At 64.3% G+C, this 24,388-nt stretch carries 29 protein-coding genes, 1 tRNA gene and 1 riboswitch; of the genes, 12 read left to right on the forward strand and 18 right to left on the reverse strand.

All coding sequences use genetic code 11. The annotated features are described in order from the left end of the window. Nucleotides 1-62 precede the first annotated feature (62 nt). The gene (locus QOL57_RS02940; RefSeq protein WP_089240211.1) at nucleotides 63-830 is read right to left on the reverse strand and encodes a sulfurtransferase; all 768 of its coding nucleotides are present in this window, start codon (nucleotides 828-830) and stop codon (nucleotides 63-65) included. A 303-nt stretch (nucleotides 831-1,133) separates the two neighbouring features. Beyond that, nucleotides 1,134-1,499 (reverse strand): DUF6164 family protein, encoded by a 366-nt coding sequence (locus tag QOL57_RS02945; protein WP_089240209.1) that lies wholly within the window; start codon nucleotides 1,497-1,499, stop codon nucleotides 1,134-1,136. 69 nt (nucleotides 1,500-1,568) lie between these two features. On the opposite strand from QOL57_RS02945, the gene QOL57_RS02950 reads away from it, so the two are divergent. Beyond that, nucleotides 1,569-2,003, forward strand: coding sequence for an FKBP-type peptidyl-prolyl cis-trans isomerase (locus QOL57_RS02950; RefSeq protein WP_089240208.1), 435 nt, complete (start codon nucleotides 1,569-1,571; stop codon nucleotides 2,001-2,003). After that, nucleotides 1,990-3,237: a TIGR03862 family flavoprotein gene (locus tag QOL57_RS02955; protein WP_089240206.1), complete on the forward strand. Its 1,248-nt coding sequence runs from the start codon at nucleotides 1,990-1,992 to the stop codon at nucleotides 3,235-3,237. Before QOL57_RS02950 ends, QOL57_RS02955 begins: the two co-directional genes overlap by 14 nt. A gap of 25 nt (nucleotides 3,238-3,262) precedes the next feature. Here the strand turns inward: QOL57_RS02955 and QOL57_RS02960 are convergent, their stop codons facing one another. From QOL57_RS02960 to QOL57_RS02980, 5 genes are all read right to left on the reverse strand, one after another. Then, on the reverse strand, nucleotides 3,263-3,724 hold the full coding sequence (locus QOL57_RS02960) for a GNAT family N-acetyltransferase (RefSeq protein ID WP_089240204.1): 462 nt from the start codon (nucleotides 3,722-3,724) through the stop codon (nucleotides 3,263-3,265). Nucleotides 3,725-3,785: 61 nt separating this feature from the next. Further along, the gene (locus QOL57_RS02965) at nucleotides 3,786-5,408 is read right to left on the reverse strand and encodes an FMN-binding glutamate synthase family protein (protein WP_089240203.1); all 1,623 of its coding nucleotides are present in this window, start codon (nucleotides 5,406-5,408) and stop codon (nucleotides 3,786-3,788) included. A 45-nt stretch (nucleotides 5,409-5,453) separates the two neighbouring features. Continuing rightward, nucleotides 5,454-6,740 (reverse strand): nucleotide sugar dehydrogenase, encoded by a 1,287-nt coding sequence (locus QOL57_RS02970; RefSeq protein ID WP_089240201.1) that lies wholly within the window; start codon nucleotides 6,738-6,740, stop codon nucleotides 5,454-5,456. A gap of 111 nt (nucleotides 6,741-6,851) precedes the next feature. Next, complete coding sequence (locus QOL57_RS02975) at nucleotides 6,852-7,304, reverse strand: BLUF domain-containing protein (protein WP_244900788.1); 453 nt, start codon at nucleotides 7,302-7,304, stop codon at nucleotides 6,852-6,854. Between the two features lie 58 nt (nucleotides 7,305-7,362). Then, entirely contained in the window at nucleotides 7,363-8,385 is a 1,023-nt protein-coding gene (locus QOL57_RS02980; RefSeq protein WP_089240199.1) for a TraB/GumN family protein, read from the reverse strand. Nucleotides 8,386-8,500: 115 nt separating this feature from the next. Between QOL57_RS02980 and QOL57_RS02985 the strand changes: the two genes are divergently transcribed. The 3 genes from QOL57_RS02985 (at nucleotide 8,501) to QOL57_RS02995 (ending at nucleotide 9,476) form a co-directional block, all read left to right on the forward strand. After that, nucleotides 8,501-8,587 (forward strand) — tRNA-Leu (locus tag QOL57_RS02985). 152 nt (nucleotides 8,588-8,739) lie between these two features. Then, nucleotides 8,740-9,135, forward strand: coding sequence for a hypothetical protein (locus tag QOL57_RS02990; RefSeq protein ID WP_176429874.1), 396 nt, complete (start codon nucleotides 8,740-8,742; stop codon nucleotides 9,133-9,135). 8 nt (nucleotides 9,136-9,143) lie between these two features. After that, a complete protein-coding gene (locus QOL57_RS02995; protein ID WP_089240197.1) occupies nucleotides 9,144-9,476 on the forward strand; it encodes a S24 family peptidase in 333 nt (110 codons plus the stop codon). A gap of 77 nt (nucleotides 9,477-9,553) precedes the next feature. Here the strand turns inward: QOL57_RS02995 and QOL57_RS03000 are convergent, their stop codons facing one another. After that, on the reverse strand, nucleotides 9,554-10,102 hold the full coding sequence (locus QOL57_RS03000) for a hypothetical protein (protein ID WP_141134256.1): 549 nt from the start codon (nucleotides 10,100-10,102) through the stop codon (nucleotides 9,554-9,556). Between the two features lie 1,083 nt (nucleotides 10,103-11,185). Here QOL57_RS03000 and QOL57_RS03005 point away from each other — a divergent pair. Then, nucleotides 11,186-11,665, forward strand: a complete 480-nt coding sequence (locus tag QOL57_RS03005; protein ID WP_089240195.1) for a hypothetical protein — start codon at nucleotides 11,186-11,188, stop codon at nucleotides 11,663-11,665. Nucleotides 11,666-11,674: 9 nt separating this feature from the next. Here QOL57_RS03005 and hemN read toward each other — a convergent pair whose 3' ends face one another. After that, a complete protein-coding gene (gene hemN / locus QOL57_RS03010) occupies nucleotides 11,675-13,084 on the reverse strand; it encodes an oxygen-independent coproporphyrinogen III oxidase (RefSeq protein WP_089241252.1) in 1,410 nt (469 codons plus the stop codon). Between the two features lie 44 nt (nucleotides 13,085-13,128). Beyond that, a complete protein-coding gene (locus QOL57_RS03015) occupies nucleotides 13,129-13,569 on the reverse strand; it encodes a group III truncated hemoglobin (protein WP_089240193.1) in 441 nt (146 codons plus the stop codon). A gap of 180 nt (nucleotides 13,570-13,749) precedes the next feature. Between QOL57_RS03015 and QOL57_RS03020 the strand changes: the two genes are divergently transcribed. Both QOL57_RS03020 and QOL57_RS03025 read left to right on the forward strand, forming a co-directional pair. Further along, nucleotides 13,750-14,034, forward strand: coding sequence for a hypothetical protein (locus QOL57_RS03020; RefSeq protein WP_089240191.1), 285 nt, complete (start codon nucleotides 13,750-13,752; stop codon nucleotides 14,032-14,034). After that, nucleotides 14,031-15,080 (forward strand): 4Fe-4S dicluster domain-containing protein, encoded by a 1,050-nt coding sequence (locus QOL57_RS03025; protein WP_089240189.1) that lies wholly within the window; start codon nucleotides 14,031-14,033, stop codon nucleotides 15,078-15,080. The genes QOL57_RS03020 and QOL57_RS03025 overlap by 4 nt, the downstream gene beginning before the upstream one ends. Before the next feature lies 1 nt (nucleotide 15,081). Here the strand turns inward: QOL57_RS03025 and QOL57_RS03030 are convergent, their stop codons facing one another. Together QOL57_RS03030 and QOL57_RS03035 are read right to left on the reverse strand one after the other, a co-directional pair. After that, nucleotides 15,082-15,318, reverse strand: a complete 237-nt coding sequence (locus QOL57_RS03030; protein ID WP_025875165.1) for a hypothetical protein — start codon at nucleotides 15,316-15,318, stop codon at nucleotides 15,082-15,084. A 351-nt stretch (nucleotides 15,319-15,669) separates the two neighbouring features. Further along, on the reverse strand, nucleotides 15,670-15,879 hold the full coding sequence (locus QOL57_RS03035; RefSeq protein WP_089240187.1) for a hypothetical protein: 210 nt from the start codon (nucleotides 15,877-15,879) through the stop codon (nucleotides 15,670-15,672). 78 nt (nucleotides 15,880-15,957) lie between these two features. Here QOL57_RS03035 and QOL57_RS03040 point away from each other — a divergent pair, with 78 nt between their 5' ends. Together QOL57_RS03040 and crcB are read left to right on the forward strand one after the other, a co-directional pair. Continuing rightward, nucleotides 15,958-16,398, forward strand: a complete 441-nt coding sequence (locus tag QOL57_RS03040) for a helix-turn-helix domain-containing protein (RefSeq protein ID WP_223880016.1) — start codon at nucleotides 15,958-15,960, stop codon at nucleotides 16,396-16,398. A gap of 22 nt (nucleotides 16,399-16,420) precedes the next feature. Beyond that, a riboswitch (Fluoride riboswitch) is annotated at nucleotides 16,421-16,484 on the forward strand. An 81-nt stretch (nucleotides 16,485-16,565) separates the two neighbouring features. After that, nucleotides 16,566-16,958 (forward strand): fluoride efflux transporter CrcB, encoded by a 393-nt coding sequence (gene crcB / locus QOL57_RS03045; RefSeq protein ID WP_089240183.1) that lies wholly within the window; start codon nucleotides 16,566-16,568, stop codon nucleotides 16,956-16,958. 3 nt (nucleotides 16,959-16,961) lie between these two features. On the opposite strand, the gene QOL57_RS03050 is transcribed toward crcB, so the two are convergent. Further along, nucleotides 16,962-17,795, reverse strand: coding sequence for an AraC family transcriptional regulator (locus QOL57_RS03050; protein WP_089240181.1), 834 nt, complete (start codon nucleotides 17,793-17,795; stop codon nucleotides 16,962-16,964). Between the two features lie 267 nt (nucleotides 17,796-18,062). Between QOL57_RS03050 and QOL57_RS03055 the strand changes: the two genes are divergently transcribed. Next, nucleotides 18,063-19,154: a hypothetical protein gene (locus QOL57_RS03055; protein WP_089240179.1), complete on the forward strand. Its 1,092-nt coding sequence runs from the start codon at nucleotides 18,063-18,065 to the stop codon at nucleotides 19,152-19,154. A gap of 13 nt (nucleotides 19,155-19,167) precedes the next feature. Here QOL57_RS03055 and QOL57_RS03060 read toward each other — a convergent pair whose 3' ends face one another. After that, entirely contained in the window at nucleotides 19,168-19,437 is a 270-nt protein-coding gene (locus QOL57_RS03060) for a hypothetical protein (protein WP_089240177.1), read from the reverse strand. A gap of 134 nt (nucleotides 19,438-19,571) precedes the next feature. After that, nucleotides 19,572-20,276: a winged helix-turn-helix domain-containing protein gene (locus QOL57_RS03065; RefSeq protein ID WP_089240175.1), complete on the reverse strand. Its 705-nt coding sequence runs from the start codon at nucleotides 20,274-20,276 to the stop codon at nucleotides 19,572-19,574. 177 nt (nucleotides 20,277-20,453) lie between these two features. Here QOL57_RS03065 and QOL57_RS03070 point away from each other — a divergent pair, with 177 nt between their 5' ends. Further along, nucleotides 20,454-21,023: a flavin reductase gene (locus tag QOL57_RS03070; RefSeq protein ID WP_089241250.1), complete on the forward strand. Its 570-nt coding sequence runs from the start codon at nucleotides 20,454-20,456 to the stop codon at nucleotides 21,021-21,023. 46 nt (nucleotides 21,024-21,069) lie between these two features. Here the strand turns inward: QOL57_RS03070 and QOL57_RS03075 are convergent, their stop codons facing one another. The 3 genes from QOL57_RS03075 to QOL57_RS03085 form a co-directional block, all read right to left on the reverse strand. Further along, nucleotides 21,070-21,642 carry a DUF998 domain-containing protein gene (locus QOL57_RS03075; protein WP_141134255.1) on the reverse strand — a complete coding sequence of 191 codons (573 nt, stop codon included), beginning with the start codon at nucleotides 21,640-21,642 and terminating at the stop codon, nucleotides 21,070-21,072. Between the two features lie 846 nt (nucleotides 21,643-22,488). Further along, entirely contained in the window at nucleotides 22,489-23,544 is a 1,056-nt protein-coding gene (locus tag QOL57_RS03080) for a DUF262 domain-containing protein (RefSeq protein WP_089240169.1), read from the reverse strand. A 183-nt stretch (nucleotides 23,545-23,727) separates the two neighbouring features. Beyond that, nucleotides 23,728-24,225: a hypothetical protein gene (locus QOL57_RS03085; RefSeq protein ID WP_089240167.1), complete on the reverse strand. Its 498-nt coding sequence runs from the start codon at nucleotides 24,223-24,225 to the stop codon at nucleotides 23,728-23,730. Nucleotides 24,226-24,388: the final 163 nt, after the last annotated feature.

Raw genomic sequence — 24,388 nt, forward strand, 5'->3', positions numbered from 1 at the left:
GCTCGGCTGCATTTCCCCGGTGCACAGCAGCCGAGCGTGGGCTCGGCTCCACACAAGGCGGGTCAGAACGCGCTGGGGCGGGGTTCCGGCAACGGTTCGTCCACCAGCGGCTTCAGTTCAGCATCCAGCGCCACGCGTTCGTCGAACACGAAGCAGCGACCTTCGTAACCCTCGCCGCCCACTTCCTCGAAGTAGCCGAGGATGCCGCCATCGAGCTGCAGCACATTGTCCATGCCGTCGTTGAGCATCCACAGCGCTGCCTTCTCACAACGGATGCCGCCGGTGCAGAAACTCACCACAGTGCTGTCCTTCAGCGCCTCACGATGGGGTGCCAAGGCTTCGGGCAGATCGGTGAACTTGTGGATGGGCAGCACCAGCGCGTCCTTGAAGGTGCCGTACTCGATCTCCTGCAGGTTGCGCGTATCGAGCATCACCACTGGCTTGCCTGCATCATCGTGCCCCTGCCGCAGCCAGCGCTGCACGGTGGCGGGATCGATCGCCGGCGCACGCGGGTAGTCCAGCGGCTGGCCATCGTCACGGCGGAAGCTGATGATCTCGTCCTTGACCTTGGCCTTCAGCCGCGCGAACGGCTGGTGCTCGCTGAAGCTGGTCTTGACCCGCATATCGGCGAAGCGCGCATCTGCACGCAGTTCCGCATAGAAGCCATCGATAGCAGACGGTGCACCCGCCAGGAACAGGTTCAGCCCCTCGCCCGCCACCAGGATCGTGCCCTGCAGGCCGGACGCCTCGGCACGTGACTGCAGCTGGTCACACAGGGCCTGCGGAGCGTCGATGACGGCGAAATGATAAGCAGCGGTATTGGCGATCATCCCGCCATTTTACCGCCTGACCGCCCCCGTATCAGCCTCCACCGTTCATCCACGCATGGCGTGGATCTACCACAGCGTCGACCAAGGTCGACATCTACCGACAGCACCCGGAACGCGTCCGGGGCGGGGCGGTGTGGGCAGGCGGGACCGTTGGCGCCATGGATGGCGCCATCGAGCCCCCATGGACGGGTTCACGGCGTGTCCTGCCTGCCCACACCGCCCCGCCCACCACGGAATGCCCGCCGTTGCTGTTGCCGTTGACGTCGCTTCTGCGGGTGCCGGGTGCAACCCGGCCGAACACCCCTACCCCCGCAGCAGCATGAACGGCAACAGCACCAGTGCCGCCGCCACCGCCATGCCCAGCAGCACCAGCACCACGAACCCAGGGCGACGCCGGAACAGGCTGCCAAAGGTCTCGGCAGTACCATCGCGCAGGGCCTGCTCGCGCTCGGCGCGCACCCGCACGCCGCGAGCCGCCTGGTACTCGGCCATCAGCGCCTTGGCACGCGGCTGGTCGGCATCCTCGCGCAGCCACAGGCCACCATTGGAGATGCCCCAAGGGCTGGGTTCGGTGCGGTACCAGGCGATGCCATGCTGGTCGAGCAGCGTGCAGACATCGGCATATTCGTCGTTGCCGACATTGCGCAGATTGAGCAGGAGTTTTGCCATGTGCCCATGATACCCGGCGCCGATGCGCTAACCTTGCCGCCCTTGACTCATCACCCCCGGAGACGCCTGATGCGCCGCCTGCTGCTTCCCCTGCTGCTGTCCCTCGCCGCCGTTGGTTGCTCGTCGGAACCGTCCGGCCCGCCGCCGGGAGGCACCATCGCCGCCTTCGAGCGCATCGATACCCAGCCCGGCACCGGCGCCGAGGCCGTGACCGGTCAGAAGGTCAGCGTGCATTACACCGGCTGGATCTACGACGAGCGCGCCGACAACAAGCACGGCAAGACCTTTGACAGTTCGGTCGAACGCGGCGAGCCGTTCACCTTCACGTTGGGTGCGGGCCAGGTCATCCGCGGTTGGGATGAAGGCGTGGCCGGCATGAAGGTCGGCGGCAAGCGCACGCTGATGATCCCGCCGGAATTCGGCTATGGCGATCGCCAGGTCGGCCCGATCCCGGCAGGTTCGTCGCTGGTGTTCGACGTCGAGCTGCTCAATGTCCAACAGTGAAGCAAGTCCGCCGCGTCGCGTCGCCGTCATCGGCGGCGGCCCGGCGGGGCTGTTTGCCGCCGAACGCCTGCGCGCGGCAGGGATCGACGTTGATCTATACGAGGCCAAAGGCTCGCCGGGCCGCAAGTTCCTGATCGCAGGCAAGGGGGGGCTCAACCTCACCCATTCAGACCCGCGTCCGCTGTTCGACAGCCGCTACCGCGAGCAGGCCGCCAGCGTCGGCCAATGGCTGAACGGCTTCGATGCACAGGCGCTGCGCGACTGGGCCGCAGGCTTCGGTGTGGAAACCTACGTCGGCAGTTCCGGCCGCGTGTTCCCGGTTGACCGCAAGGCCGCACCGCTGCTGCGCGGCTGGGTTCGCCGGCTGAAGGAACAGGGCGTGCGCCTGCACGTCAACCATCGCTGGCTGGGCTGGAGCGAAGACGGCGCACTGCGCTTTGCCACCGAGACGGGTGTGCTGGACGTGCGCGCCGACGCGACCGTATTGGCGCTGGGTGGCGGAAGCTGGCCACAGCTCGGCAGCGACGGCGCATGGGTTCCGGCGTTGCAGGCCCGCGCCGTGGATATCGCGCCGCTGCAATCGGCCAACTGCGGATTCGACGTGGCGTGGACGCCTTTCTTCGCGCAGCGCCACGCGGGTGCGCCGCTGAAGCCGGTCGTCGCACATTGGCATGGCCTGGACGGTGAGCCCCGCTCGCTGCAGGGCGAGTGCGTGGCCAGCGAGTACGGTATCGAAGGCAGCCTGATCTACGCCCTGTCGGCGGACCTGCGCGACACCATCAACCGCGACGGCCACGCCACGCTGTGGCTGGACCTGGTTCCGGGCCGCGACGAGGCACGCCTGCTGGCCGATCTCTCGCAGCCGCGCAAGGGCCGCAGCTTCGGCGAGCACCTGCGTCGCCAGGCTGGGCTGGATGCAGTAAAGACTGCATTGGTATTTGAAACACTGGGAAAGGATGCCGGCAACGATCTGGCCGCCGTAGTCACCACATTGAAGCGCCTGCCGTTGCGCCTGCTGCGCCCGCGACCGATGGCCGAGGTGATCAGCACGGCCGGCGGCGTGCGCCTGGATGCGCTGGACGATGGATTGATGCTGCGTGCCTTGCCGGGCGTGTTCTGCGCGGGAGAGATGCTGGACTGGGAAGCCCCGACCGGCGGCTACCTGTTGACGGCCTGCTATGCCAGCGGACTGCGTGCGGCAGAGGGCGTGACGGCGTGGTTGGCCACGCGTTGATCAACGTGCGGTAGCGCCGGGCACATCAGGCTGGCCGGCGCATTTTCACCGAAGCCAACGCCACGCCACTGGGATGCGGATACAGTTCCTCGCATTCGGCGACGAAGCCCTGCCGCTGGTAGAACGGCACGGCATTGAGCGAGGCCGACAACACCACCTCGCGCGTCCGGTCGGCCAGGGCCAGCAACCGCTGCATCAGCGCCTGGCCAACACCCTGCCCGCCTCGATCCGGATCGACGAACAGCGCGTCGATCTCGTTACCCTCGGCATCGAACACCCCGAAACCCAGCACCTCGCCCCGATCATCTTCGGCGACGACACAGCCGCCCTGCCCCAGCAGCCGCGAATACTGCACCGGCGGTGGCGATGCCGACCACGGCGCGATCACCTCTGGCGGATAGTGGCTGCTGCACAGCTCACGTACGCAGCGCGTGCGCAGGGCCCACAGCGTGCTTACATCATCGTTGGTGCCGGTCCTGAACTGCATGCAGCCTCCGTATGTTTCTGGCTTTCGTACAGCCGAGCACCGGCTCGGCTCTACTACGCGATCATCGCGACTTGCTGGCCCGCAGCGCCTGGATCTTCGGCGGCGGCTGGAAGGAATCACTGCGCGCATCGGCCCAGAACGAATGGAACACCGCGTGGTCGGGCACCTTGTGCAGCAGCTCGCCCGGCTCCAGGTAGCGGTACAACGAGGCCAGCGAACGGATCTCGACCGGCGACACCCGGCGCAGGATGTGTTCCGGGCCAAGCTCGGCCGGATCGTTCAAGCCCGCCGCACACAGCAGCTCCTTCAGCGCATGCAGGGTGTGCTCGTGGAAGCTGTACACACGCGTGGCCTTGTCCGGTGCATCCAGATGCTTCCAGCGCGCCGGATCCTGGGTAGCGATGCCGGTCGGGCACTTGTCGGTATGGCAGCTGAGCGACTGGATGCAGCCCAGCGCGAACATGAAACCGCGCCCGGCATTGCACCAGTCGGCGCCCATCGCAATGGTGCGGGCGATGTCGAACGCGCTGGTGATCTTGCCGGCCGCGCCGATCCGGATGTGCTCGCGCAGGTCCAGGCCCACCAGGGTGTTGTGCACCAGCAGCAGCGCCTCGTGCATCGGCACACCCACGTGATCGACGAACTCGGCGGGTGCCGCACCGGTGCCGCCTTCGGCGCCATCGACGACGATGAAGTCAGGCAGCAGACCGGTCTCGTGCATCGCCTTGGCGATGCCGAACCATTCCCACGGGTGGCCGATGGCCAGCTTGAAGCCGACCGGCTTGCCACCGGACAGCTCGCGCAGGCGGGCGACGAACTGCAGCAGTTCAACCGGCGTTGAGAACGCCGAATGGCGTGACGGAGAAACACAGTCCACGCCCATCGGCACGCCACGCGTCACCGAGATCTCGGCCGTCACCTTCGGCGCCGGCAACACGCCGCCGTGGCCGGGTTTGGCGCCCTGCGACAGCTTGATCTCGATCATCTTGACCTGCTCGAGCGCGGCATTGATGGCGAAGCGTTCCTCGCTGAAGCCGCCCTTCTCGTCGCGGCAACCGAAGTAACCCGAGCCGATTTCCCAGACCAGGTCGCCGCCCATCTCACGGTGATAGGGCGAAATCGAGCCTTCGCCGGTGTCGTGGTAGAAGCCACCCCGGCGCGCGCCTTCGTTCAACGCACGGATCGCGTTGGCCGACAGCGAGCCGAAACTCATCGCCGAGATGTTGAACACGCTCGCCGAATAGGGTTTGGCACAGTTCGCGCCGATCAGCACGCGGAAATCGTGCTTGGCGATGGTGGTCGGCGCCAGCGAATGATTGATCCATTCGTAGTCCACCGCATAGGTGCTGCGCAGGGTGCCGAAGGGCACCGTATCCATCTGGTTCTTGGCACGCTGGTAGATCAACGCGCGCTGCTGTCGCGAGAACGGCACATCTTCCAGATCGCTCTGCACGAAGTACTGGCGGATCTCCGGGCCGATCGATTCCAGGCCGTAACGGAAGTGCGCCATCACCGGATAGTTGCGGCGCAGGGTGCTGCGCTTCTGCAGCAGGTCCCAGGTCCCCAGCGCCACCATCGCGGTTGTAAGGCCGACGCCCCAATACCAGGCCGGCCAGATCGTGGCCAGCCACAGGCAGATCGGAAACATCAGGATGGCGAGCAGGTAGACGATATACCGGTGCATGGCGTTCCTCGGTTGCAACTGCCCCCGAGTCTACCGCGCAAGCACCTACAGGCGATCGTCGACCACGCTGCGCGGCCAGGCGGACTTCACGTCATAGACCAGTCCACCGGGTGCCAGCAGGCTGCGGATATGGACATCGTCCATCGCCTTGAAGCTCTCATGCGCCACCGCCAGCACCACTGCGTCGTAGCTGCCGGCCACCGGCTCGGCCAACCAGTTCACACCCTCGTCCGCCAGTGCCGCCGGCCCAACCCACGGATCGCTGACGTCCACCTGCGCGCCGCTGTCTGCCAGCCGCTGGGCCAGTTCCAGCGCGCGACTGTTGCGCAGGTCCGGGCAGTCCTCCTTGAAGGTCACGCCCAGCACCAGGATGCGCGATTGCACTGGTGCACGACCGCGTTCGGCCAGCATCGCCAACACACGATTGGCCACATGCTCGCCCACCCGGTTGTTGACCTGCCGCGCGGTATGGATGAGGTCGGGGTGGTAGCCCATGCTTTCGGACTTGTGCAGCAGGTAGTACGGGTCCACGCCGATGCAGTGGCCTCCCACCAGCCCCGGCCGGAACGGCAGGAAATTCCATTTGCTGCCTGCGGCGTCGAGCACATCCTGGGTGTCGATGCCGAGCCGATCGAAGATCAGGGCCAACTCGTTGACCAGCGCGATGTTGACGTCGCGCTGGATGTTCTCCACCACCTTGGCCGCTTCGGCGACCCGCATCGACGGCACCGGGAACGTGCCGGCGATGATGATCCGCTGGTACAGGCCATCGACCACCGCAGCCACTTCTGGCGTTGAACCGGATGTGATCTTGCGGATATCGGCCAGGCGCCGTTGGCGATCGCCCGGACTGACCCGCTCGGGACTGTAGCCGCAGTAGAAATCCTCGTTGAAGCGCAGGCCCGAGCCCTGCTCCAGCAGAGGCACGCAGACTTCTTCGGTAGTGCCTGGGTAGACGGTGGATTCGTAGATCACCAGGTCACCGGCGCGAAGATGGCTGGCGATCAGTCGCGTCGCCGAGCGCAATGGCTCCAGATCGGGCTGCTCGTAGGCATCGATGGGCGTGGGCACGGTGACGATGTAGACGTTGCAGGCGTCCAGCTGCGCCGGATCGCTGCTGTAGCGCAGCAGTGAAGCGCTGGCCAGTTCGTCCGGCTCCATCTCCAGCGTGTGGTCCTGCCCACCGGCCAGTTCGGCGATGCGTGCAGCATCGATGTCGTACCCCAGGGTGGGCAGCTGCCGGCCGAAGGCCACCGCCAACGGCAGCCCGACGTACCCCAGGCCGATGATGGCCGGGGACGGCATCTGTACTGCGCCGATCGGCGCACTCATGCGCGGCGTCCGGCAGCTGGCGACGGTGTCCACTGGGTCATGCGAGGGTCCGGGTGCGGGCAAACATGCCGACAAGATTAACCGCGGCAGCGCCGCCAGACCACGCCGGACTCAGGATCCAAGGCTGACGGCGGCCGGCTCGAGCTCGCCGTGCCCTCCCGTCCAGGCCCGCAACAACAGGCAGAAGCCATGATCCGGGGGATTCTGCTCCAGGCTGAAACCATGCCACGGGGCCGCCACGATGCTGGCCAGCGTCGCCGCATCCACCTGCCGGTTGGCCATCGTCCAGCGCGGAAACCAGCGGGTCTGGATCGGGCCTGCGGCAAGCTGGGTGATGCTGCCGTGGCGCCGCGCGTTGCCGATGCGCGCGTGCACTGAGGCCAGCCCATCCCGTGGGCCTTCGATGTACTGCAGGAAACGGCTGCCATCGAACATCAGCACCCCGGTCACTCCGGCCATGCGATTGAACGCCGTCGCATCGGCCAACAATGCATCGAGCTCAGGCACGTCCAGTCCCTCCCTGGCCGTGCTGACATAGGCGTACGCATGCAACGGCATGTCCATCACTCCCCTCCTGAGTGCAGAGGAATATGACAGGAAGCACGAGGACTTCAAGCGTTGCCTATTCCGGCGGCGCCTCGACCTGGTAGCCGCGCTGCACCAGCGCATCCAGATAGCCTTCGCCCAGCAGCAGGCTGACCGGCACCGTCGCGAACGTGCCAGCGTGATGGGTCAGCGCCGCATCCACGCCCTGCAGCCAGCGCGTGCGCACCTGCTGTGGCATGTCGCCCCAGCCACGCCTGCGCACGAAGGCCGAATCCTGCAGCAGTTCGCGGCACGTCTGGGCCATCGCCGAGCCCGACAGCCGACGCAGTGCGGCGACATCGCCGAGTGCCCAGGCATTGGCCCGCTCACGCAACACCGGCGCCTGGAATTCCACGGTGTCGAGCGTGCGTTCGAAGCACGCACGGTCATCGACTTCGGTGGCCTGCAGTTCCTTCAACGTGCCACGGATGTCGTCGACCTTCAGCTTCACCTGCACATCCTCCGGCTTCAGATCGCGGGCCTTGTAGGCGCGCCCGAGCGCTTCCTTCACCTGCTTGCCGTCGCGTAGGCCGTTGCGCTTGAGGAACGCCTGGTACAGGCGACCGGAGGCCACCAGCGGACGGTCCTTTTCCACGCCACGGTCATTGCCCATGTAGGTCTGTTTCAGCCCCAGCCAGCGTGCGTACGTTGCCGCCGGCAGGATCTGATCCAGCGTGCGCCCCTGCGGATCGCGAGCGGTCTTCATCGCCAGCGGAAGCAGGGTCAGGCCCTTGAACACACCGATCTTCGCATCGAGGCTGAAACCCGGATCGCCCAGCACATGGTCGACACCGGCGATGGTCCGTTCGACTTCATCCGAGCGCCATTGCACGCCGCTTGGCAACGGCGAGACCGTTCCCAGGATCCACAGCACATGCCCCTGCGCAGCGGTCACCTTCCAGAGCCCGGGGCCGGGTTGTTCACCGGTCACCTGCACCGTGTCCATGTCCACCACCGGGCCAGTGGACGCTGGTGCCTGCTGCGCGGCGGCCGGGCCTATCGCCAGCATCAGCCCCAGCACAGCACTGCATCCGATCCATCGCTTGCCACGTGCACGCATATCGCCATTCCCGGAAACGTTGGCGGACTGTACCCAGCCCCGCGCCCGACTGCGTAAAAGCAGCGTTAGCCGGCGGCAGCGGCGGCGATTCCGTTACAATCGGCGCGCGCTGCAGGCCCGGATGGCGAAACTGGTAGACGCATCGGACTTAAAATCCGCCGGGGGCAACCCCATGCCGGTTCGATTCCGGCTCCGGGCACCACTGCATGTTTTGGGGAGCCTACGCCCTCACAACGATTCGCCACGAATCGACACAAAATCGGCCACTTAGGCGGATAAAATAATCCGCACTCACCCCGGTTTGCCCGGACTTGCCCGGCTACTCTCCCCAAAATTTCCCCATATGATGCGGCCATGGCCAGCATTCAACGATCAGGGAACAAGTGGCGCGTGCAGGTGTACGTGGCGGGCGTTCGCGATTCCACTACCAAACACACAAAGCAGGAAGCTGCGAAGTGGGCTCTTGAGCGCGAGGCTGAGTTGCACGGCGGGAAGCTGCCTGACAAGTCGCTTCGTGAAGCCATGCGTCGCTACGTCAAGGAAGAGGCGCCCAAGCGAGCTGGGGAGCGGTGGGAGTCTGTACGCATTGCTGCTTGGGAACGATCGTTACCACTCATGGATCGGCGCATTGCCGCAATTGATGCCTCGGACATCATCGCTTGGCGGGATGGAAGGCTTAAGCAGGTCAAACCTGGAACGGTTGCCCGGGACATGAACCAGGGGTCTTTAATGAGGAATTCCCGGAAGTGATCCGGAGCATGGAATACGCAGAGTGGGATATCCGGCAGCGCCTTGGATTCTTGCCCCAGCCTGGGCGCCTTAAGCTGATCGCTGGCAGAGGCCCTTCCATGGCGCCGGTCATCAATAACGGCGATGTGGTGATGGTTGATACCGCCGTGGACTACTTCGATGGTGATGCCATCTACGTAATCAACATCGGCGGCGAGACGCAGATCAAGGGGCTACAACGCAGGGCGGACGGCGTCTACATCGTAAGCGCCAACTCGCTGTTCCCGCCCTACTTGGCTCCCGCCGACCTCTTCATCGCCGGCAAAGCGGTTGTGCAATACAGCGCGCGCCAGATTGCGTAAGGCGTCTGGCTTCAATTACGCACGAATTGCCTGCGTTGGGCGCCGCCGGCGTGCAACTGCCGGCGGCGCGTTTTACCTCAGTGCAGCAGAAGCTGCGCCTTGGCCATTTCAACGGTCTGGACGGTCACACCGATCGCGCAAGGTCCTGGTCCTGGGGCCATTCTGAATGTGGCCAGTGCACCTCCAATGGTGGTGCCGACAAGCGAGTTGGCCCGCGGGTCATGCGGAACCTGAAGAACCAGCAGATTAGGATACTGCGACAGAAGAGTTCGCGTCGAGATGCAGCCTCCGCGAAGGTCGAATGAAAGCTCTTCCAGCTTTCCTGCAGGATCGAGCTGTAGCGCAACATTTGTGCCAGTGAGTCGATCACCGATAGCCAGATCAGATACTTCTCCGCCAGGCAGACGGCCGTGCTCCAGCGCAACAGCACGCTTGACGCTGTCCGCACCCGCCACGGCGGCAAATGAGAGTTGTTCCACCCTCTTCCACAGAGCTTTTTGGTCCTCACGAGAAGCTGGCTCTGAGGCTTTCGGAATGGATAGATCCGTGCCTGCCCCTCGCACGTGCAAAGGCGCTACATGAAGTATCACCAATGCCGACATGGCGGCGAAAATTTTGGTCTTCATAGTTCAGACCTCCGTGCCATAAAGGGATTGTACGCCCACGTTCTCGTCGTACCATTTCCCATAGAAGGTGCGATAGTTTTCGCCTGTCAATGCGGAGGCAGCTGCTGCGCTTTTGTTGGCGCGCTTACTACTAAAGCCAATAGCAGTGTCCCAGATATGACCAACTTCATGCATGCTCCTTTGCGAGAAAGTGGGATCCCCCCTGCAACGCCACAGCGCTGCGGTTCCGATCCTAGTGGGGTATTTCTCAATAAGCAAAGCGTGACGCATGTTTCATGAGCGCATCCGCGAGCGATGAGAGCGGAGAGGCTGGCCAAGGCCTGAAGCATGAGACAAAGCGACTCCCTGAATCCGTTAAGAAAAACAGAAAAGCGAAATTAGCAATCCCTAATATCACACCCACCAGGTCGAATCCGCCGGCTGAGTGGGAGCAGAGGATGTCAATGAAAAGGGAGGAGTGGCGCGGCAACTACCGCCTTGCTCGCCAACTAAGCGGATTCCAAAAGCGCTTCAGCAGTTGCGAAGCATCTAGCTACCGACGGAAGGCGTTTGCGAGGGGCCCCAGCCCCTGCGTGGACGGAAATGCCTTAGCGGTCGTAATGCTCGCCGCCGATGGAGATGTCGTACAGCGTCTGGTTGTACGGCAAGCGCAGCAGGGCCCAACCGGCGCGGCTTCCTCGAAAGGCTAGCGTGCCGTCCCAGCTTCCCCGCCCCGCTTCAGATCGGAAACGAGAAAAAGTGGAAGCGATCGGAGGTCCTACGTTGGGCCGATGACGAAAGGAGGAGCGGCGGCTAGACAGTCGTTCCCGGCACGTTGGCCCCTGAAACTGCAGGACTGCCCAGATTTTCCCCAGAATCTCCCGAACCCCTTGCGGCACAAGGGGTTCTGATTCCGGCTCCCGGCACCACCCAATCACGCATCGACGCCCCATCAAAGGACCCGCGCACCACTGGTTGCACAGCAGCCCACTGAAAGGGATGCGGCCATTCGGCTGCCGTTGCCGCGATCAGGACGCCTTCAGCCCGGCATGGCAGAATCGAACGTGCCGCCTAGCCGCCGAACGACGCATAAGGAGATCACCCATGAAGTGGACATGGCTCGCATCATCGCTGGCACTGGTCACGCTGCTCGCCCAGCCCATCGCACCGGCATCGGCGCAGAGCCGTTCGAACAGCCACCGCAACCTCGACGGAAGTCGGGATATCCGCAACAGCGACGGCTCGTCCAGCCGCATCAGACGCGACCTGTCCGGACGCGAGATCGCCGAGCACAGCAACGGCAGCCGTTCGACCACCACCACCGACCTGAGTGGCCGCAAGCGCACTACCCACAGCGATGGCAGCTATTCCAACAGCAGCACGGACCTCAACGGCAACATCCGCACCCAGTACAGCAACGGGGCCTACTCGGTCAGCAAGCGTGACCTGAGCGGCAGGTGGCGCACCGAGTACAGCGATGGCTCCTACTCGACCAGCGTGCGCGATCTCAACGGCAACTGGACCACCACCTCCAGCGGCGGCATGGCCGCGCGCCACCCCGAACGCGGCGTCGGCAAGCGCTGAACCCTGCGCTCAGATCGCCCGCGAGTAGCGAGGCTGCTCCTGGGCGGTACGTAGATAGGGATCGAAACACATCGCCAGGAGGCGCAGCAGCGGCCGCCCCGGCTCGCTGGTGCGTACCACCCCATCCCGGTACTCCGCCAGGCCATCCTGCTGCAGACGCTGCACAGCCTGCAGGTCTTCGGCGAAGTAGGTCTCGAAGTCGATGCCATGGCGCTGTGCCAGTGACGTGCCATCCACTTCCCCCTGGCACATCAACTGCTGGATCAGCTCGGCACGCAGCTCATCGTCGGCACTGAGCGCGACGCCGCGCCAGACCGGCAGTTGCCCCTGGTCCACTGCGTTCTCCCACGACGGCAGGTCGCGCGGATTCTGGCTGTAGGTGGCACCGATGTGGCTGATCGCGCTCACGCCGAGGCCAAGCAGATCGGTGTCGGCATGGGTGGTATAGCCCATGAAGTTGCGATGCAGCTGACCGGCGCGCTGGGCACGCGACAGATCCTCATCCGGCAATGCGAAGTGGTCCATGCCGATGTACTGGTAACCGGCCGCGGACAGGCGCTCCACCGCCAGGCCGAGCAGCGCGAGCTTGTCTTCCGGCGAAGGCATGCGGCTTTCGTCGATCTGCCGCTGCGCGCGGAACAGGTGTGGCAGATGCGCATAGCCGTACACCGCCAAGCGATCCGGACGCAGCGCCAGCACCAGATCCAGGGTACGGCCAAAGCCCTCCAGGCTCTGCCCAGGCAGGCCGTAGATCAGATCGACGTTGACCGAACGCATGCCGCTGTCGCGGCACGCGCGCAGGATGTCCAGCGTCTGCCGCACGCCCTGCACGCGGTTGATCGATTCCTGCACCTGCGGGTCGAAATCCTGCACACCCAGGCTGGCGCGGTTGAAGCCGAGCCGGGCCAGCATCGCCACGTCGCTGGTGTCGATGAAGCGCGGATCCAGTTCGATGGAAAAATCACGCTGCGACGAATCGCTGAAATCGAAGCGCCGGCGCAGGCCTTCGACCAGCGCAGTCATCGCATCGGCATCCAGAAAATTCGGTGTGCCACCGCCGAGGTGCAGCTGGATCACTTCACGGCCGTCGGCGAACTGCGGTGCCAGAAGGTCTGCCTCGGCCAGCACGCGTGACACGTAACCGTGGCCACGCCCGCGGTCGCGGGTGATCACCCGGTTGCAGCCGCAGTAGAAGCAGGGGCTGGAGCAGAACGGCACATGGACGTACAACGACAACGCACGCGCCAGCGGGTTGCTGTCGGCGATCGCCTGGCGCAGCGCCGGTGCATCGAAGCCGTCGTGGAAGTGCGGTGCGGTGGGATAGGAGGTGTAGCGCGGGCCGGGCCGGTCATGCCGGCGCAGCAGATCAGGATCGAAGGTCCAGGCCAGGCCACCGGCAGCGGGAGAGAACGTGTCCATGGCGTCAGCATCGCGCCAAGCCAGGCGGTGCGCCTTGACCCAGATCAATCCTTGGCGGGGACGCCCAGCACCGGCAGCATGACCTGCGGCCAGCGCAGCATCTGGTAGCGGCGCCAGAAGGTTTCGGCGATGCGGGCGGCCACATCGTCGGCCAGCGCCTGCATCGGCGGGTTGTTGCACTCGGCGGTGGTGATGTGGAACAGCACCAGCCAGCGGTCGAACAGATCCTTTTCCAGATCGATCGCCATGTGCTTGGACATCGGCGAACCCTTGAACCGGCGCGTCCCGCGCAGCATCGCCGACCAGAAATCAACAAGCTGGGCCAGGTGTTCGGGCCAGTCTTTCACGTGACCTTCGAACACCGGCCCCAGACGCTCCTCGTCACGCACGCGCGCGTAGAAATCGTGAACCAGCCGGGTCACTTCCTCCTCGCTGCACAGCTCGGGCGAGGCGATGGGAAGGACGGTCGTGGGCGTTGCGTTCATCAGGGCACCAAATGCGGATCGGCAGTGTGCCGCATGCCGCCACGACCGCTGTTGATCCAGATCAATGTCAGCGCACGGGGGCGCACCTAGGCTGGCACGCTTGCAGGAAGCATGCCCTGCGGATGCTGCGCCAACCACGGCGAAGTATACGCGCCGCCCCCTTCTTCAACCCGAACCCGCATGAACACACCGTCTTCCAGCCGCCAGCGGCTGATCCAGCACTGGGGCGCAGTCCTGTGGCCCAGCTTCATCGCCGCCGGCCTGGCCTGCGTGGTGTTCTTCGCCTTCGTCGATCCACTGCGGCTGCAGGCGATCAGCTTCCCGGGTACAGCCATCAGCCGTGAGCTGGGCTACACCGCAGGTTTCTTCATGTTCTGGGCCGTCACCGCACTGTCCAGCGCGGTGACCGGGTATCTGCTGCGGCCGATGCCGAACGATGAGGATGAGGAGCTGCCGCTGGGATGAGCATCACCGCTTCCCCGCCGCCCCGCCCATGGCGTTGGCGCCGCACCCTGGGCGTTGCGCTGCTGGTCCTGTTCCATGCGCTGCCGTGGCTGCAATGGAATGGCCGGCAGGCGCTGCTGCTGGACCTCACCGCGCGCCGCTTCGACCTGTTCGCGTGGACCCTGTGGCCGGACGACATCGGCGTGCTGCTGGGCCTGCTGGCAGTGATGGCGGTGGGCCTGGCCCTGCTCACCCATCTGGCAGGCCGGGTGTGGTGCGGGCATGCCTGCCCACAGACACTGTGGACACGGGCCTTCGATGGGATCGCGCAGGCCCTGGCCCGCGTCCTGCCCGCGCAGGCAGCGCGGCCGCTCACCCACGTGGCCTGGTTGCTGCTGTCGCTGTGGACCGGGATCACCTTCGTAGGACTGTTCAGTCCGATCCGCGAACTGGTCGCCGGCGCGTTCGATGGCAGCTGGAGCGGCTGGGAGACCTTCTGGGTGCTGTTCTATGCCGGCGCCACCTGGGGCAACGCCGGGTTCCTGCGCGAACAGGTGTGCCGATCGCTCTGTCCGTTCGCGCGCATGCAGCCGTTGCTGACCGACCCGCACACCCCGCGCATGCTGTATGACCCACGCCGCGGCGAGCCGCGCGGCACCCGCCCACCGGCGTTGGGCGGCGTGCTCGGCCGCGGTCGTGGCCTGCTCGACCCGACCACCGCGCAGGACTACGTTTTCCGTGCCGCACATCCACTGCTGGCCGGACCGATGCCGACCTTCAGTGCGGATCGGCTGGGCGACTGCATCGATTGCATGGCCTGCGTACGCGCCTGCCCGATGCAACTGGACATCCGCCATGGTCCACAGGCAGATTGCCTGGCCTGCGGCGCCTGTCTGGAAGCCTGCACCCGGCAGCAGCATCATGCGGGCTTCGGTTCCGGCCTGGTGCGCTATTGCAGCCCACAGGTGATGGCAGGCCAACCGCGCCGGTGGTGGCGCCCCCGCACCACAGCCTTGGCATCGATGCTGCTGGCCTTGCTGGCCTGTGGCGCCTGGCGCCTGCTCTGAGTCAGCCCGGGTCGCCCGGGCGTGGCGGTACCAGCTGGGCGCGACGGACGATGCCCAGTTGTTCGATGATCAGCGCCATTTCGTTGGTGACATCGGTCCGCCCGGTCCCCTGCGGAACCAGACGATCAAGCACCTGCTGGTAGGTATCCCAGAACGCCGGACCGCATCCGTGTTTGTGATAACTGGCTTCCAGTTCGCGGCGTACCCGTTCAGCCAAGCCATGCATGCCGTATTCCATACGACCTCCGTTGGACTTGTTCTGCATCGTTGACGGTCGACCGATTCACTTGCGAGCTACTGAAAGACTCCCGGCCTTCACAACCGGTTGATGCCAATTAGTCATAGATTTCACGACACGTCAATTACAGCGCACGACTTTCGCGATTGAAATTATTAATCGTTCATGAAAGGCCATGGCGAAGGGGATCAAGAATCTCCGTGCCGATGTCGACACTGCCTGCCAGCGAACCCGGGTGCCCATCACAGATCAGGCCATTGCTGCGAGCGGGGTGATCGATTCTGCCTATGTTGCTAAGCATGCTTAGCAAATTGATCTTAGCGGTCTGTCTGCGACAGCCTTGGACGCATGTCATGCGGTTTCATCGTTCGGGTCCTGCTCCAAAGGGAACAGCGCCGGGTACCGCTGCTGCAGGATGTAGCGCCTCAGCGGCGGGATGGGAAAGCCCCTGGGCCATTGCGAGACAGCGGATCTGCTGATTCCAAACAACCTGGCGAGCTCTGCGTCGGTGGAAAAGCCCAGCCGCGTGCGGACCTGCCGCTTGCTCCAGAATTCGTCCATTTTCGATCCCTTTCATCATCAAACTTATTCTTGCGCCAAGGCCTCTTTCGATTCCACGCGTTAAGCTGGCTTGCATAGATGAATACTCTTGGACAACGACTCGCGGTCGCCATGAAGGACGCCGGGCATGCACGCCCGGCCGACCTGGCGCGTGCCGCCGAAACGACGACGGCCACGGTCAGCAACTGGCTCAACGACCACGTCAAAGCCAACCACGTGAAAGCCGAACAGCTGTTCCGCATCGCCGATGCGGTGAAGCTGGACCCGCGCGAGCTGCTGTTCGGCCCGTTGGGACGGGGTGTCGGCGAACGCGGCACGGCCTACATGCACATGCCCAGCGAAGCCCATCTGGATGTCTGGCAAGCGGCCTATGAGCTGGTCGCCCACATCCTTGCCGAGCGTGGCCTGGAAGTCGGCTACCGCCGTGAGGCCACGCTGGGGCTGATGGCCCATGACCTGCTGATGGAGGGCGTCAGCCGCGGCAAGGTTGCACGCGTGGTGATGACTGCCCTGCCCTGACCCATCGCGGGCTGGTAGCATGGCTGCCGATGGGGATGGGGCTCCCCCGATAACCGCCTGAGATGGCTGATGGCTCCTGCTGCGACGAACCCGGCGTTCGTCGATGGCAGGCAGTGCCCGCCATTGCGTACGCCGTCGAATCTGCGAACACGCACTCGAGGCAAGCAATGCAGACGTTGAACAACTATGTGCTGGTATTCCTGGGCGGCGGTGTCGGCGCCTGCCTGCGCCATGGCTGCAACCTGATCGGCGCCCGCGTCGCCGTCGGCAGTTCCTGGCCCTGGTCGACCTTCCTGGTCAACATCAGCGGCGCCTTGCTGATGGGCGTGGTGGTGGAGGCATTTGCCCTGCGCAACGGCGCGTCGCCGCAACTGCGCCTGCTGCTGGCCACCGGCATTCTTGGCGGCTACACCACGTTCTCCACCTTTTCGCTGGAAACCGGCCTGCTGCTGCAGCGGGGCCAGCATGGCCTGGCCGCACTCTACGCGGGCGGCTCGGTAGCTCTTGGCCTGGCCGGGCTGTTCGCCGGCATGAAGCTGACCCGGCTCGCGCTGGGGTGACACTCAACCGGCAGCAACCCGCGCCTGCCCCCGCCACTGCCGTGGCGATTGCCCGGTGTGCGCCTTGAACGCTCGCGACAACGCCGCCTCGCTGCCATAGCCGACCTCGTCGGCGATCCGTTTCAACGGTCGGCCCTGGCGCAACGCCTGCTGTGCCAAGCCAACCCGCCACCCCTGCAGATAGTGACCAGGGGTGGTTCCCATGGCCTCGCGGAAACTGGCGGCGAACACGCTGCGTGACATGCCTGCAACGTCGGCCAGATCCTCCAGTGTCCAGGCCTGGGCCGGTGCCTCATGCATCGCCACCAGCGCCAACCGCAGGCGTGGGTGGCCGAGCCCGGCGAACAGGCCGCCGCGCATCCCGCCCCCCTCCATCAGCTGCCGCAGCACCTGGATCATCACCACCTCGAACAGGCGGTTGACCATCACCGCTCGACCGCAACGTTGCTCGAATGCCTCCTCGAACAGCAGCTCCAGGGCGGCATGGCCGCCGTACAGATCGGCCAAGGGCAGGCAGATGAAATCGGGCAGCGCCGCACTGATCGGGTTGAGCCTGCCTCCCTCGAAGTGAAGGTTGGCGCAGGCCATGTCGGCACCGTGCTGGGGATCGGTATGGAAGCGGTGCGGCAGCGGGCGCGGATACAGCAGCAGGCTGGGAACATCGACCTGCACCGTCTGCCCGCCATGGCTGACCTGCAATGGACCGCGCCGCACCAGATGCAGCTGGCCGGCCTCGCCCTCTCCTTCGAGGCTGTTGATGCCACACAGCGCGCCGGCATGGAACACCGAGGCGGTGACCGCGAAGCGTTCGAGCAGGATGGCGAGACGATCGGCCATGGCAGGACTCCAGATCAAACGAAAAGAGGTAGATACGTCAGATCGTATCGAATTCGACCCTGCTATGCGCGGCACTGGCCGCCGTGCCGGGGCGGCGCTATACAGGCGACACCTCCTGCGCATCGAGGCTGCAATGTCGCTCCGCTCCGCCTTGAGCCTGCTGCCGCTGCCGCTGCCATGCGTAGCGGTCAGCATACATTCTGCCGAGCGGCCGGCAGTTGATCGCGCCGAAGGGTGAAGCCAATGCCAGCGACACCCGCCCCAGCGATGCCTGGGACACGCACGCTCCATCGGCTGGCCCTGGCATTTGTCCTGCTGCTGCCACACACCCCGCTGTCCGCCGCACCCGCAACCCCGCCGCGCAGCTCCAGTGGCGAACTGCAGGGCGCACGCTGGCGCCTGGACGTGCCCGCCGACTGGAACGGTGAACTGGTGATGCTGGCGCATGGCTATGAGCCGGTCGGCTCGCCGCAGCCATCGCCAATGCCGGCCAACGACAGCACCGCCGGCCTGCTTGCAGCGGGCTACGCCGTTGCGCAGAGCGCCTATGCCAGCCAAGGCTGGGCAGTGGCAGATGCGATAGACGACATGGAACGCCTGCGCGTGCAGACCCTGTCCAATTTGAAGGACGTGCGCCGCACCTGGATCCTCGGCTTTTCGATGGGCGGTGCGGTGGCCATCGCCACTCTCGAACGCCTGCCGCAGCACTACAACGGAGGTGTTTCGCTGTGTGGCGCCAACCTGCCTGGCGAGCAGTTGGCCAACGACCTGCTGACCACACTGGTGGCGTTCGATTATTTCTTCCCCGAGGCCGAGGGGCTGCCCCGGCAGGGCCTGATATCGGCAGAAGCGGCGGCGCTATCGCAGATGGCGCTCTATCAAGGTATCGCTGCCGCGCTTCAGACCCGGCCGGCAGTCGCTGCGCAACTGGCCACACGGCTGCAGGTAAGCGCCGAGGCATTGCCGGGCACGATCAGCCTGCACGCGATGATCCTGCACGAACTGGCCACGCGCGCTGGCGGCATGCCGGTCGGCAACCTGAGGACTGCCTATCGTGGATTCGGCGATGACGACGCATTCAACGCCGGCGTGCAGCGACTGGCGCCGGCTCCGCCGGCACAGCGATACGTGCGCGGGAAGCTGGCATTGACCGGCGCGGTCAAGCGACCACTGGTGATCCAGTTCAACAACGATGACCCGAGCATCGTGCCGCGCATGCAGGCGGTGTATCCGCAACTGGCAGAGCGCGCAGGCGCAACGCCATCGCCGCGCGTACTGCCTGCTGTTGGCGAAGGCCACTGCGGCTTTGCGGATTCACAGGTGATAGAGGCGCTGAAGGCAGCAGCGATTGCCCCCTGATTACCCGGCCGGATCAGTGGCCGAGCGTACCCATGGTGAAGGTATAGCCGGAGCGCATGAGGAAGTCGCGCATGCGCAGCTCAGCGCGGCGGGGAGACGGAAGATCTGGCGGACCATACAGCGCATAGACCACGCCTGCGCCCTCGATGCGCTCGCGGCGCACGTCACAATGACGGCTCTCCGAGGCGAGGACCCAGCCGTCCTTCAGTTGATCGGGGCCGATGGACTGCCCGTTCTTCAACCGGAATGTAAGCCAGCGCACATCTGCGGTGGATCTGCTCATTGCCCGCCAGCTGCATCATGCATGCAGCCCCTCATGTCCTTGCCTGCCATTGCTGCTCCCGAAGACCAGGACTCCGACCATACCCCGTCGCCATGTCGTGGCCGGCTGAGACTGACAGGGGCACGTGGCGGTCCTCAGGCGCCCACGTCGAACAGCCTGCGGAACGCCGTCTGCCCGGCAGGCGTGACCCGCAGTTCGCGCCGCCCCTCGAGGCGACGCAGCCAGCGGTTCTGCAGGAAACTCTGCAGCATGGCTTCGCCGACCATGCCGGCCATGTGCGGGCGACGTTCGGTGCAGTCCAGGCACCCTCGGCAGTAGCGCTCGGGCTTCACCTGCGGTGATCGCGCGATCAGCTCTGCCAGCGGCTCGCCCACGGCGCGCAGGACGTCGGCGCCATGAGCCGAGATCTGCCAGTGGTCTGCCGCAGCGGTGATCGCTCCGGTGCTCAGCAGGTGGTCGGAGATGGCGACGGCGTATTCACCGGCCAGGTGCCGATAGCAGGTACGCGCCCGGCGGAAGCCGGCATCGACCCGCACGCTTCGTGGAGAGAGCGGTGGGCGTTGATCGCTGAAACGCAGAATGCCTTCCAGCATGTCGGCGACCTCGGTCGAGGCCAGACGGTGATAACGGTGGCGTCCCTGCACCGCCACGGCCAGGATGCCGCCATCGAGCAACCGCCGCAGATGACTGCTTGCCGTCTGCGGCGAGATGCCAGCCACGCCGGCCAGTTCGGATGCCGTGTGTGCGCGGCCATCCATCAACGTCAACAGCATGGCCGCGCGTGCATGGTCACCGACCAAAGTGCCGACATTGATGAAAGCGCGGGAGGTCTGGACCATGGCCACAGTGTGGCATGCCGCCTGCCACTCATTGTTCGACCTGGATCGAAGCGTCCGCGCCCTTGCACAGGGCACAGTGATCGCCCGCAACCCACGAGTTCAAGCATGCCACCGGAAGATATCCAACGTCGCTGCATCACCCCCTCCGTGCTCTACCCGGGAACGCCCGTGGTGCTGATGACCACGCTGAATGACGACGGCAGTGCGAACATCAGCCCGCTTTCTTCATTCTGGGCGCTGGGCGACCGCGTGGTACTCGGCATCGGCGAACAGGGCCAGGGCTGCAGCAATCTTCTGGCACGCGGCGAATGCGTCCTGAACTTCGCAGATGCCACGCAGGCGACGCAGGTTGAAGCCATCGCCCGCGCCACCGCGCGCACCCCTGTGCCGGATTCAAAGCGTGATATGGGTTACGTGCATGTGCGTGACAAGTTCGCACTGGGCGGCTTCAGCCGCGTCGAATCTGTGCTGGTGGCACCACCGGCGATCGCCGAATGCCCGCTGCAGGTGGAGGTCGCGCTGCTTGCCTCGCATCGGCCCAGCGGAACAGAGGATCAGGGCTTCATGATCGTCGAAGGACGGATCTGCCGGGTGCATGCACACGAGGCGATCACCATTGCAGGTACCCAGCACATCGACGTGCAGCGCTGGGCACCGTTGATCTACCTGTTCCGCCACTATGTGGGCACCACCACGCCGGTGGCGCGTAATTTTCGTGCTGACGATCCGGCGCCAGCGGCGGCTTGAACATCTGGCTGCACACTGCCAGCGCTTGCTACAAGAAGCGCTTGGCTCAACCGCGGAATCGACGCAGCTCCAGCGCCGCGAGGGTGTACCAGCCGAACGCCGGCAGCAGCGCAAGGCGCTGGGTGAGGCCGCGATAGGGCTCAGGGTCGAAGCCGGACATCATCAGCCACAGATAGGCCATGCCCAGCAGCGCGCTGGAGCGCGCGAACCATGCCATCCGCGTTGACGCCTGTGGGCCCAGCTCTGCCAGGAACAGCAGCGGGGTCAGGATCGAGAAGATGCCGATTCCATAGAGGCCATGCAGCGGGCTGCCCGTGGTGAAGACGCCATTGCTGACCATGGACACCCCGAACAGGGTGGAGGTGAGCGCAGTGAGCGCGAAACAGCGGCCCTGGGCGAGCAACGCGAGGCTGAAGAGGATGATGGCCGAGCCACTGACCAGCCCGCCGACCTGCACCGCCTTGGCCGGCAGCCCCGGCATCAGGCCGAGCTCGCTGAGGTGCTGGGGGAGCGAGTGGTAGCCGGGCACGGTGAATGCAAAAGCGATCAGTGCCAGCATGGCGCCGAGGGGGATGTACACGGCCTGCTCGATCGCCAGGTTTCGCACTGCGGCCACCACTGCTGAAGAGGAGAGCGGCGACGTTAGCAGCCGGCCCTGCCGGGTCGCATGTGCATTTTGGTACAGCCTGCCGATGCCTGATTGCGCGCAAAGAAAAAGCCCTGATCGAAATCAGGGCTTTTCAATTGGAGGCCTCAAGCGGAATCGAACCGCTGTAAACGGATTTGCAATCCATAGACAACATTTAAATTTCAATAACTTACATTTCTTGCCACCCAATCCGCCATCTTCTGAGTACGGAACCCACTACAACATGGCGGCGTCTGCCATCAGACGAAGCTCCCGTATCCAAGCCCTCAAGATTGTTTCGCCTCCGGCACCGAGCTCGTTGAGGTTGAAGACAGAAGGAACGGAAAGGGTGGGAAAGAAGCCAGTACCCATCGCTCTAGCCGCAGTGCCTCTGGTCCGGTGCGCGTAGTAGTTCCGCACCTTTCTCATCGCCTCTGCTGGCGAGTTGGACGATGAAAGAGCAGCCACAACTGCGGTGCGATTCCTGATATCGATTCTTTGGGCAGCATCAATGGCATCCGTCGCTGAGTGCCATTTAGGTTCTTGTGGCAGACGGGCACGTCGAAAACTCGCGAAGTACTTTGCCAGTGCTTCGGCCTCATTGGTCACGCCCACTGCTGCCGGCACCCTCGCGCCACCCAATGTCCGGCATCCACAGGCAGAGCGCAGAACAATGTTCCTGCAGCATCGCGCCCACGAATCATGTAGCCGAACGATGGCCATCTCGCACGCCAATTGAGAGGCTCGATCGACGCCAGAGGCTGCGGCTCTTTCGTACTCTCGCGCAAGCCATTCCGTTTCTAACTTGAATGATCGAAGGAAAGTAGTCGCCATGACTCAAATCAAAGCGTTCCCAAGAGCCTTGACGAATATAGGGAACCTCACCTTTCTGGACGAGATTCGCTGAGTCGACGAAGCCGACGCAAGGTGGAATGCCTCAAATGGCCCCGGGTAATTATCCCCCTCAATGTATGCACCCAACATTTGGAGGTTGGTACGCACTACATCGAGATTTGCCAGCGGCTCCACTGGTGCAGCGGGCATTTGACCAACGTCACCGTCCGGAATACCCCAACGAACGTGAGCCAGGGCTGCGAACAGCATCAGGAAATGCGGAGCACGCATCACGGGACTCCCAACAAGGAAATCCGCGAGATGAGCGACAAAGTAGGATATTACGTCATCCAGCTTAGCTACAAGATTGTCGTTTACCAGAGCATCACTATCGTATTTCTTGTACAACATATCGATCTTTGGTTGACCGCCATCACGCACACCCTCAAGAAGGATGCCGAACATTTCTGCCATCAACGAATCATCCAGCATCCGAACACGATCTCGAACTGAAATAACCCCATACCGCTCCCATAGAATGGACCATCTATGAGATGCGTCACGCACTGCCCACTTGAACTCGCCCTGGAAATAGGCATGTCTCTTCTCTGCAGGATTAAGTGCAACGCTGTAAGAATTTAAGCGAGCAAATACTTCGAGGACCGCCTCATCATCAGCGTTGACCAGCTGATCCACTGCGATTGAGTACCCGAGGAACTTCTCTTTGTCATCGTCGCCCAGGTCCGAGTACTTCAGGCCGGCATACTCACCAGCACGTTTCGACAACGCGAACTTGTCATTTGCGAAATCGAGTATCGCCCTAAGTCTCTGCTGACCATCAACGACTTCACGGATGGAGTTTCGTGTCGCCACATCGATCCGGGTCCGCAGGAAGACCTTCGGAATTGGGAGCTGCCGCAGCACTGTGTCGATCAAGAATGATTTTGCAGGGGGCGTCCAGACGGAACCCCGTTGAAAGTTTGGATTTAGCTCCAACCTTCGCTGTTCGTGCCACTCGATAAAGTCGGCTACGCGATACTGTTCAAGAACTGATGGCATGACTGAAATCCCTTCGAGCAGGCCCCGATTGTAGTAGAGCCGTAGCGTTTTGCCACAGCACCCTAGGTCGGCGATTTCGCTTATAAGGCTTGCGTGCTGCGCACTGAAATCAACCCAGGACGCTTGAAGAGAGCCTCTACCCCCGCAACGGACAGCCACCGTGGGTGCGGGAACCTTCTCCACTCACCAACCGCGTAGATCGCGGAGCCCTGCCCTCACCCACGCCTTGCGTGCATCCCTCGGACGGGGTTTCGTCTCCGATGGCGGCTTACGCGGCTGCAGCGCTGCCTTGATGCGTTCCACCTCCTTCGCGCCGGCCTCGGCCAGTCGCCGGGCCTGTTGCTGCTGCTCGCGGGTCGGCGGCAGGCCGGGCAATGGCGGCAACGGCTGGATCGGGGTGCTGTCGGTCAGCCGGGCGACGGCCTCACGAAGGGGCAGATCGGGATACAGCCTGGCCGCGCACCAGCGCTCGCCGTAACGCTTTGCCTGCCGGACGTTGGCGGCCCGTACTTCCTTCACGTCCCAGAACTTCTTGCCTTCCATCCATAGCCGGACGCCAGGACCGCCATCGAGCGTGACGCTGGCCGTCTCGCGGCCGTTGTACCAGAGCGCCCAGCGCTCACCGGTCTGGACCCAGCCAGAGGGAATTGGGGCGGTGCGGAAGCCGTGGGAGGAACGCATGGCGGGAAGGATACGACCGGCCGTCGCAGATCCTGCGAACGTGGCGGCCACCTGGCTGAATCGTTCGGACTGTGTGCCGGCGTGGCGCTGCTCACGCGCCCCCGGGTTGAGCTGCCTGCGGCCCCGGATCCGGCGAGGTCAGGATGCCCGCCCTTCCCCGCCG

The sequence above is a fragment of the Stenotrophomonas sp. yr243 genome (assembly GCF_900184195.1).
GTDB lineage: Bacteria > Pseudomonadota > Gammaproteobacteria > Xanthomonadales > Xanthomonadaceae > Stenotrophomonas > Stenotrophomonas lactitubi.

Excerpts from the sequence above, each read along its gene's own strand:
- QOL57_RS03050 (WP_089240181.1), bottom strand. The coding sequence starts at position 17,795 with ATGGCCGATCGTCTCGCCATCCTGCTCGAACGCTTCGCGGTCACCGCC.
- QOL57_RS03065 (WP_089240175.1), bottom strand. The coding sequence starts at position 20,276 with ATGGTCCAGACCTCCCGCGCTTTCATCAATGTCGGCACTTTGGTCGGT.
- QOL57_RS03030 (WP_025875165.1), bottom strand. The coding sequence starts at position 15,318 with ATGGAATACGGCATGCATGGCTTGGCTGAACGGGTACGCCGCGAACTG.
- QOL57_RS03070 (WP_089241250.1), top strand. The coding sequence starts at position 20,454 with ATGACCACGCTGAATGACGACGGCAGTGCGAACATCAGCCCGCTTTCT.
- QOL57_RS03055 (WP_089240179.1), top strand. The coding sequence starts at position 18,063 with ATGCCTGGGACACGCACGCTCCATCGGCTGGCCCTGGCATTTGTCCTG.
- QOL57_RS02960 (WP_089240204.1), bottom strand. The coding sequence starts at position 3,724 with ATGCAGTTCAGGACCGGCACCAACGATGATGTAAGCACGCTGTGGGCC.
- QOL57_RS03000 (WP_141134256.1), bottom strand. The coding sequence starts at position 10,102 with ATGAAGACCAAAATTTTCGCCGCCATGTCGGCATTGGTGATACTTCAT.
- QOL57_RS03080 (WP_089240169.1), bottom strand. The coding sequence starts at position 23,544 with ATGCCATCAGTTCTTGAACAGTATCGCGTAGCCGACTTTATCGAGTGG.
- QOL57_RS02980 (WP_089240199.1), bottom strand. The coding sequence starts at position 8,385 with ATGCGTGCACGTGGCAAGCGATGGATCGGATGCAGTGCTGTGCTGGGG.
- crcB (WP_089240183.1), top strand. The coding sequence starts at position 16,566 with ATGCAGACGTTGAACAACTATGTGCTGGTATTCCTGGGCGGCGGTGTC.
- QOL57_RS03005 (WP_089240195.1), top strand. The coding sequence starts at position 11,186 with ATGAAGTGGACATGGCTCGCATCATCGCTGGCACTGGTCACGCTGCTC.
- QOL57_RS02950 (WP_089240208.1), top strand. The coding sequence starts at position 1,569 with ATGCGCCGCCTGCTGCTTCCCCTGCTGCTGTCCCTCGCCGCCGTTGGT.
- hemN (WP_089241252.1), bottom strand. The coding sequence starts at position 13,084 with ATGGACACGTTCTCTCCCGCTGCCGGTGGCCTGGCCTGGACCTTCGAT.
- QOL57_RS03025 (WP_089240189.1), top strand. The coding sequence starts at position 14,031 with ATGAGCATCACCGCTTCCCCGCCGCCCCGCCCATGGCGTTGGCGCCGC.
- QOL57_RS03015 (WP_089240193.1), bottom strand. The coding sequence starts at position 13,569 with ATGAACGCAACGCCCACGACCGTCCTTCCCATCGCCTCGCCCGAGCTG.
- QOL57_RS02965 (WP_089240203.1), bottom strand. The coding sequence starts at position 5,408 with ATGCACCGGTATATCGTCTACCTGCTCGCCATCCTGATGTTTCCGATC.
- QOL57_RS03035 (WP_089240187.1), bottom strand. The coding sequence starts at position 15,879 with ATGGACGAATTCTGGAGCAAGCGGCAGGTCCGCACGCGGCTGGGCTTT.
- QOL57_RS02940 (WP_089240211.1), bottom strand. The coding sequence starts at position 830 with ATGATCGCCAATACCGCTGCTTATCATTTCGCCGTCATCGACGCTCCG.
- QOL57_RS02975 (WP_244900788.1), bottom strand. The coding sequence starts at position 7,304 with ATGGACATGCCGTTGCATGCGTACGCCTATGTCAGCACGGCCAGGGAG.
- QOL57_RS03020 (WP_089240191.1), top strand. The coding sequence starts at position 13,750 with ATGAACACACCGTCTTCCAGCCGCCAGCGGCTGATCCAGCACTGGGGC.
- QOL57_RS02945 (WP_089240209.1), bottom strand. The coding sequence starts at position 1,499 with ATGGCAAAACTCCTGCTCAATCTGCGCAATGTCGGCAACGACGAATAT.
- QOL57_RS02970 (WP_089240201.1), bottom strand. The coding sequence starts at position 6,740 with ATGAGTGCGCCGATCGGCGCAGTACAGATGCCGTCCCCGGCCATCATC.
- QOL57_RS02955 (WP_089240206.1), top strand. The coding sequence starts at position 1,990 with ATGTCCAACAGTGAAGCAAGTCCGCCGCGTCGCGTCGCCGTCATCGGC.
- QOL57_RS03060 (WP_089240177.1), bottom strand. The coding sequence starts at position 19,437 with ATGAGCAGATCCACCGCAGATGTGCGCTGGCTTACATTCCGGTTGAAG.
- QOL57_RS02995 (WP_089240197.1), top strand. The coding sequence starts at position 9,144 with ATGGAATACGCAGAGTGGGATATCCGGCAGCGCCTTGGATTCTTGCCC.
- QOL57_RS03085 (WP_089240167.1), bottom strand. The coding sequence starts at position 24,225 with ATGCGTTCCTCCCACGGCTTCCGCACCGCCCCAATTCCCTCTGGCTGG.
- QOL57_RS02990 (WP_176429874.1), top strand. The coding sequence starts at position 8,740 with ATGGCCAGCATTCAACGATCAGGGAACAAGTGGCGCGTGCAGGTGTAC.
- QOL57_RS03040 (WP_223880016.1), top strand. The coding sequence starts at position 15,958 with ATGAATACTCTTGGACAACGACTCGCGGTCGCCATGAAGGACGCCGGG.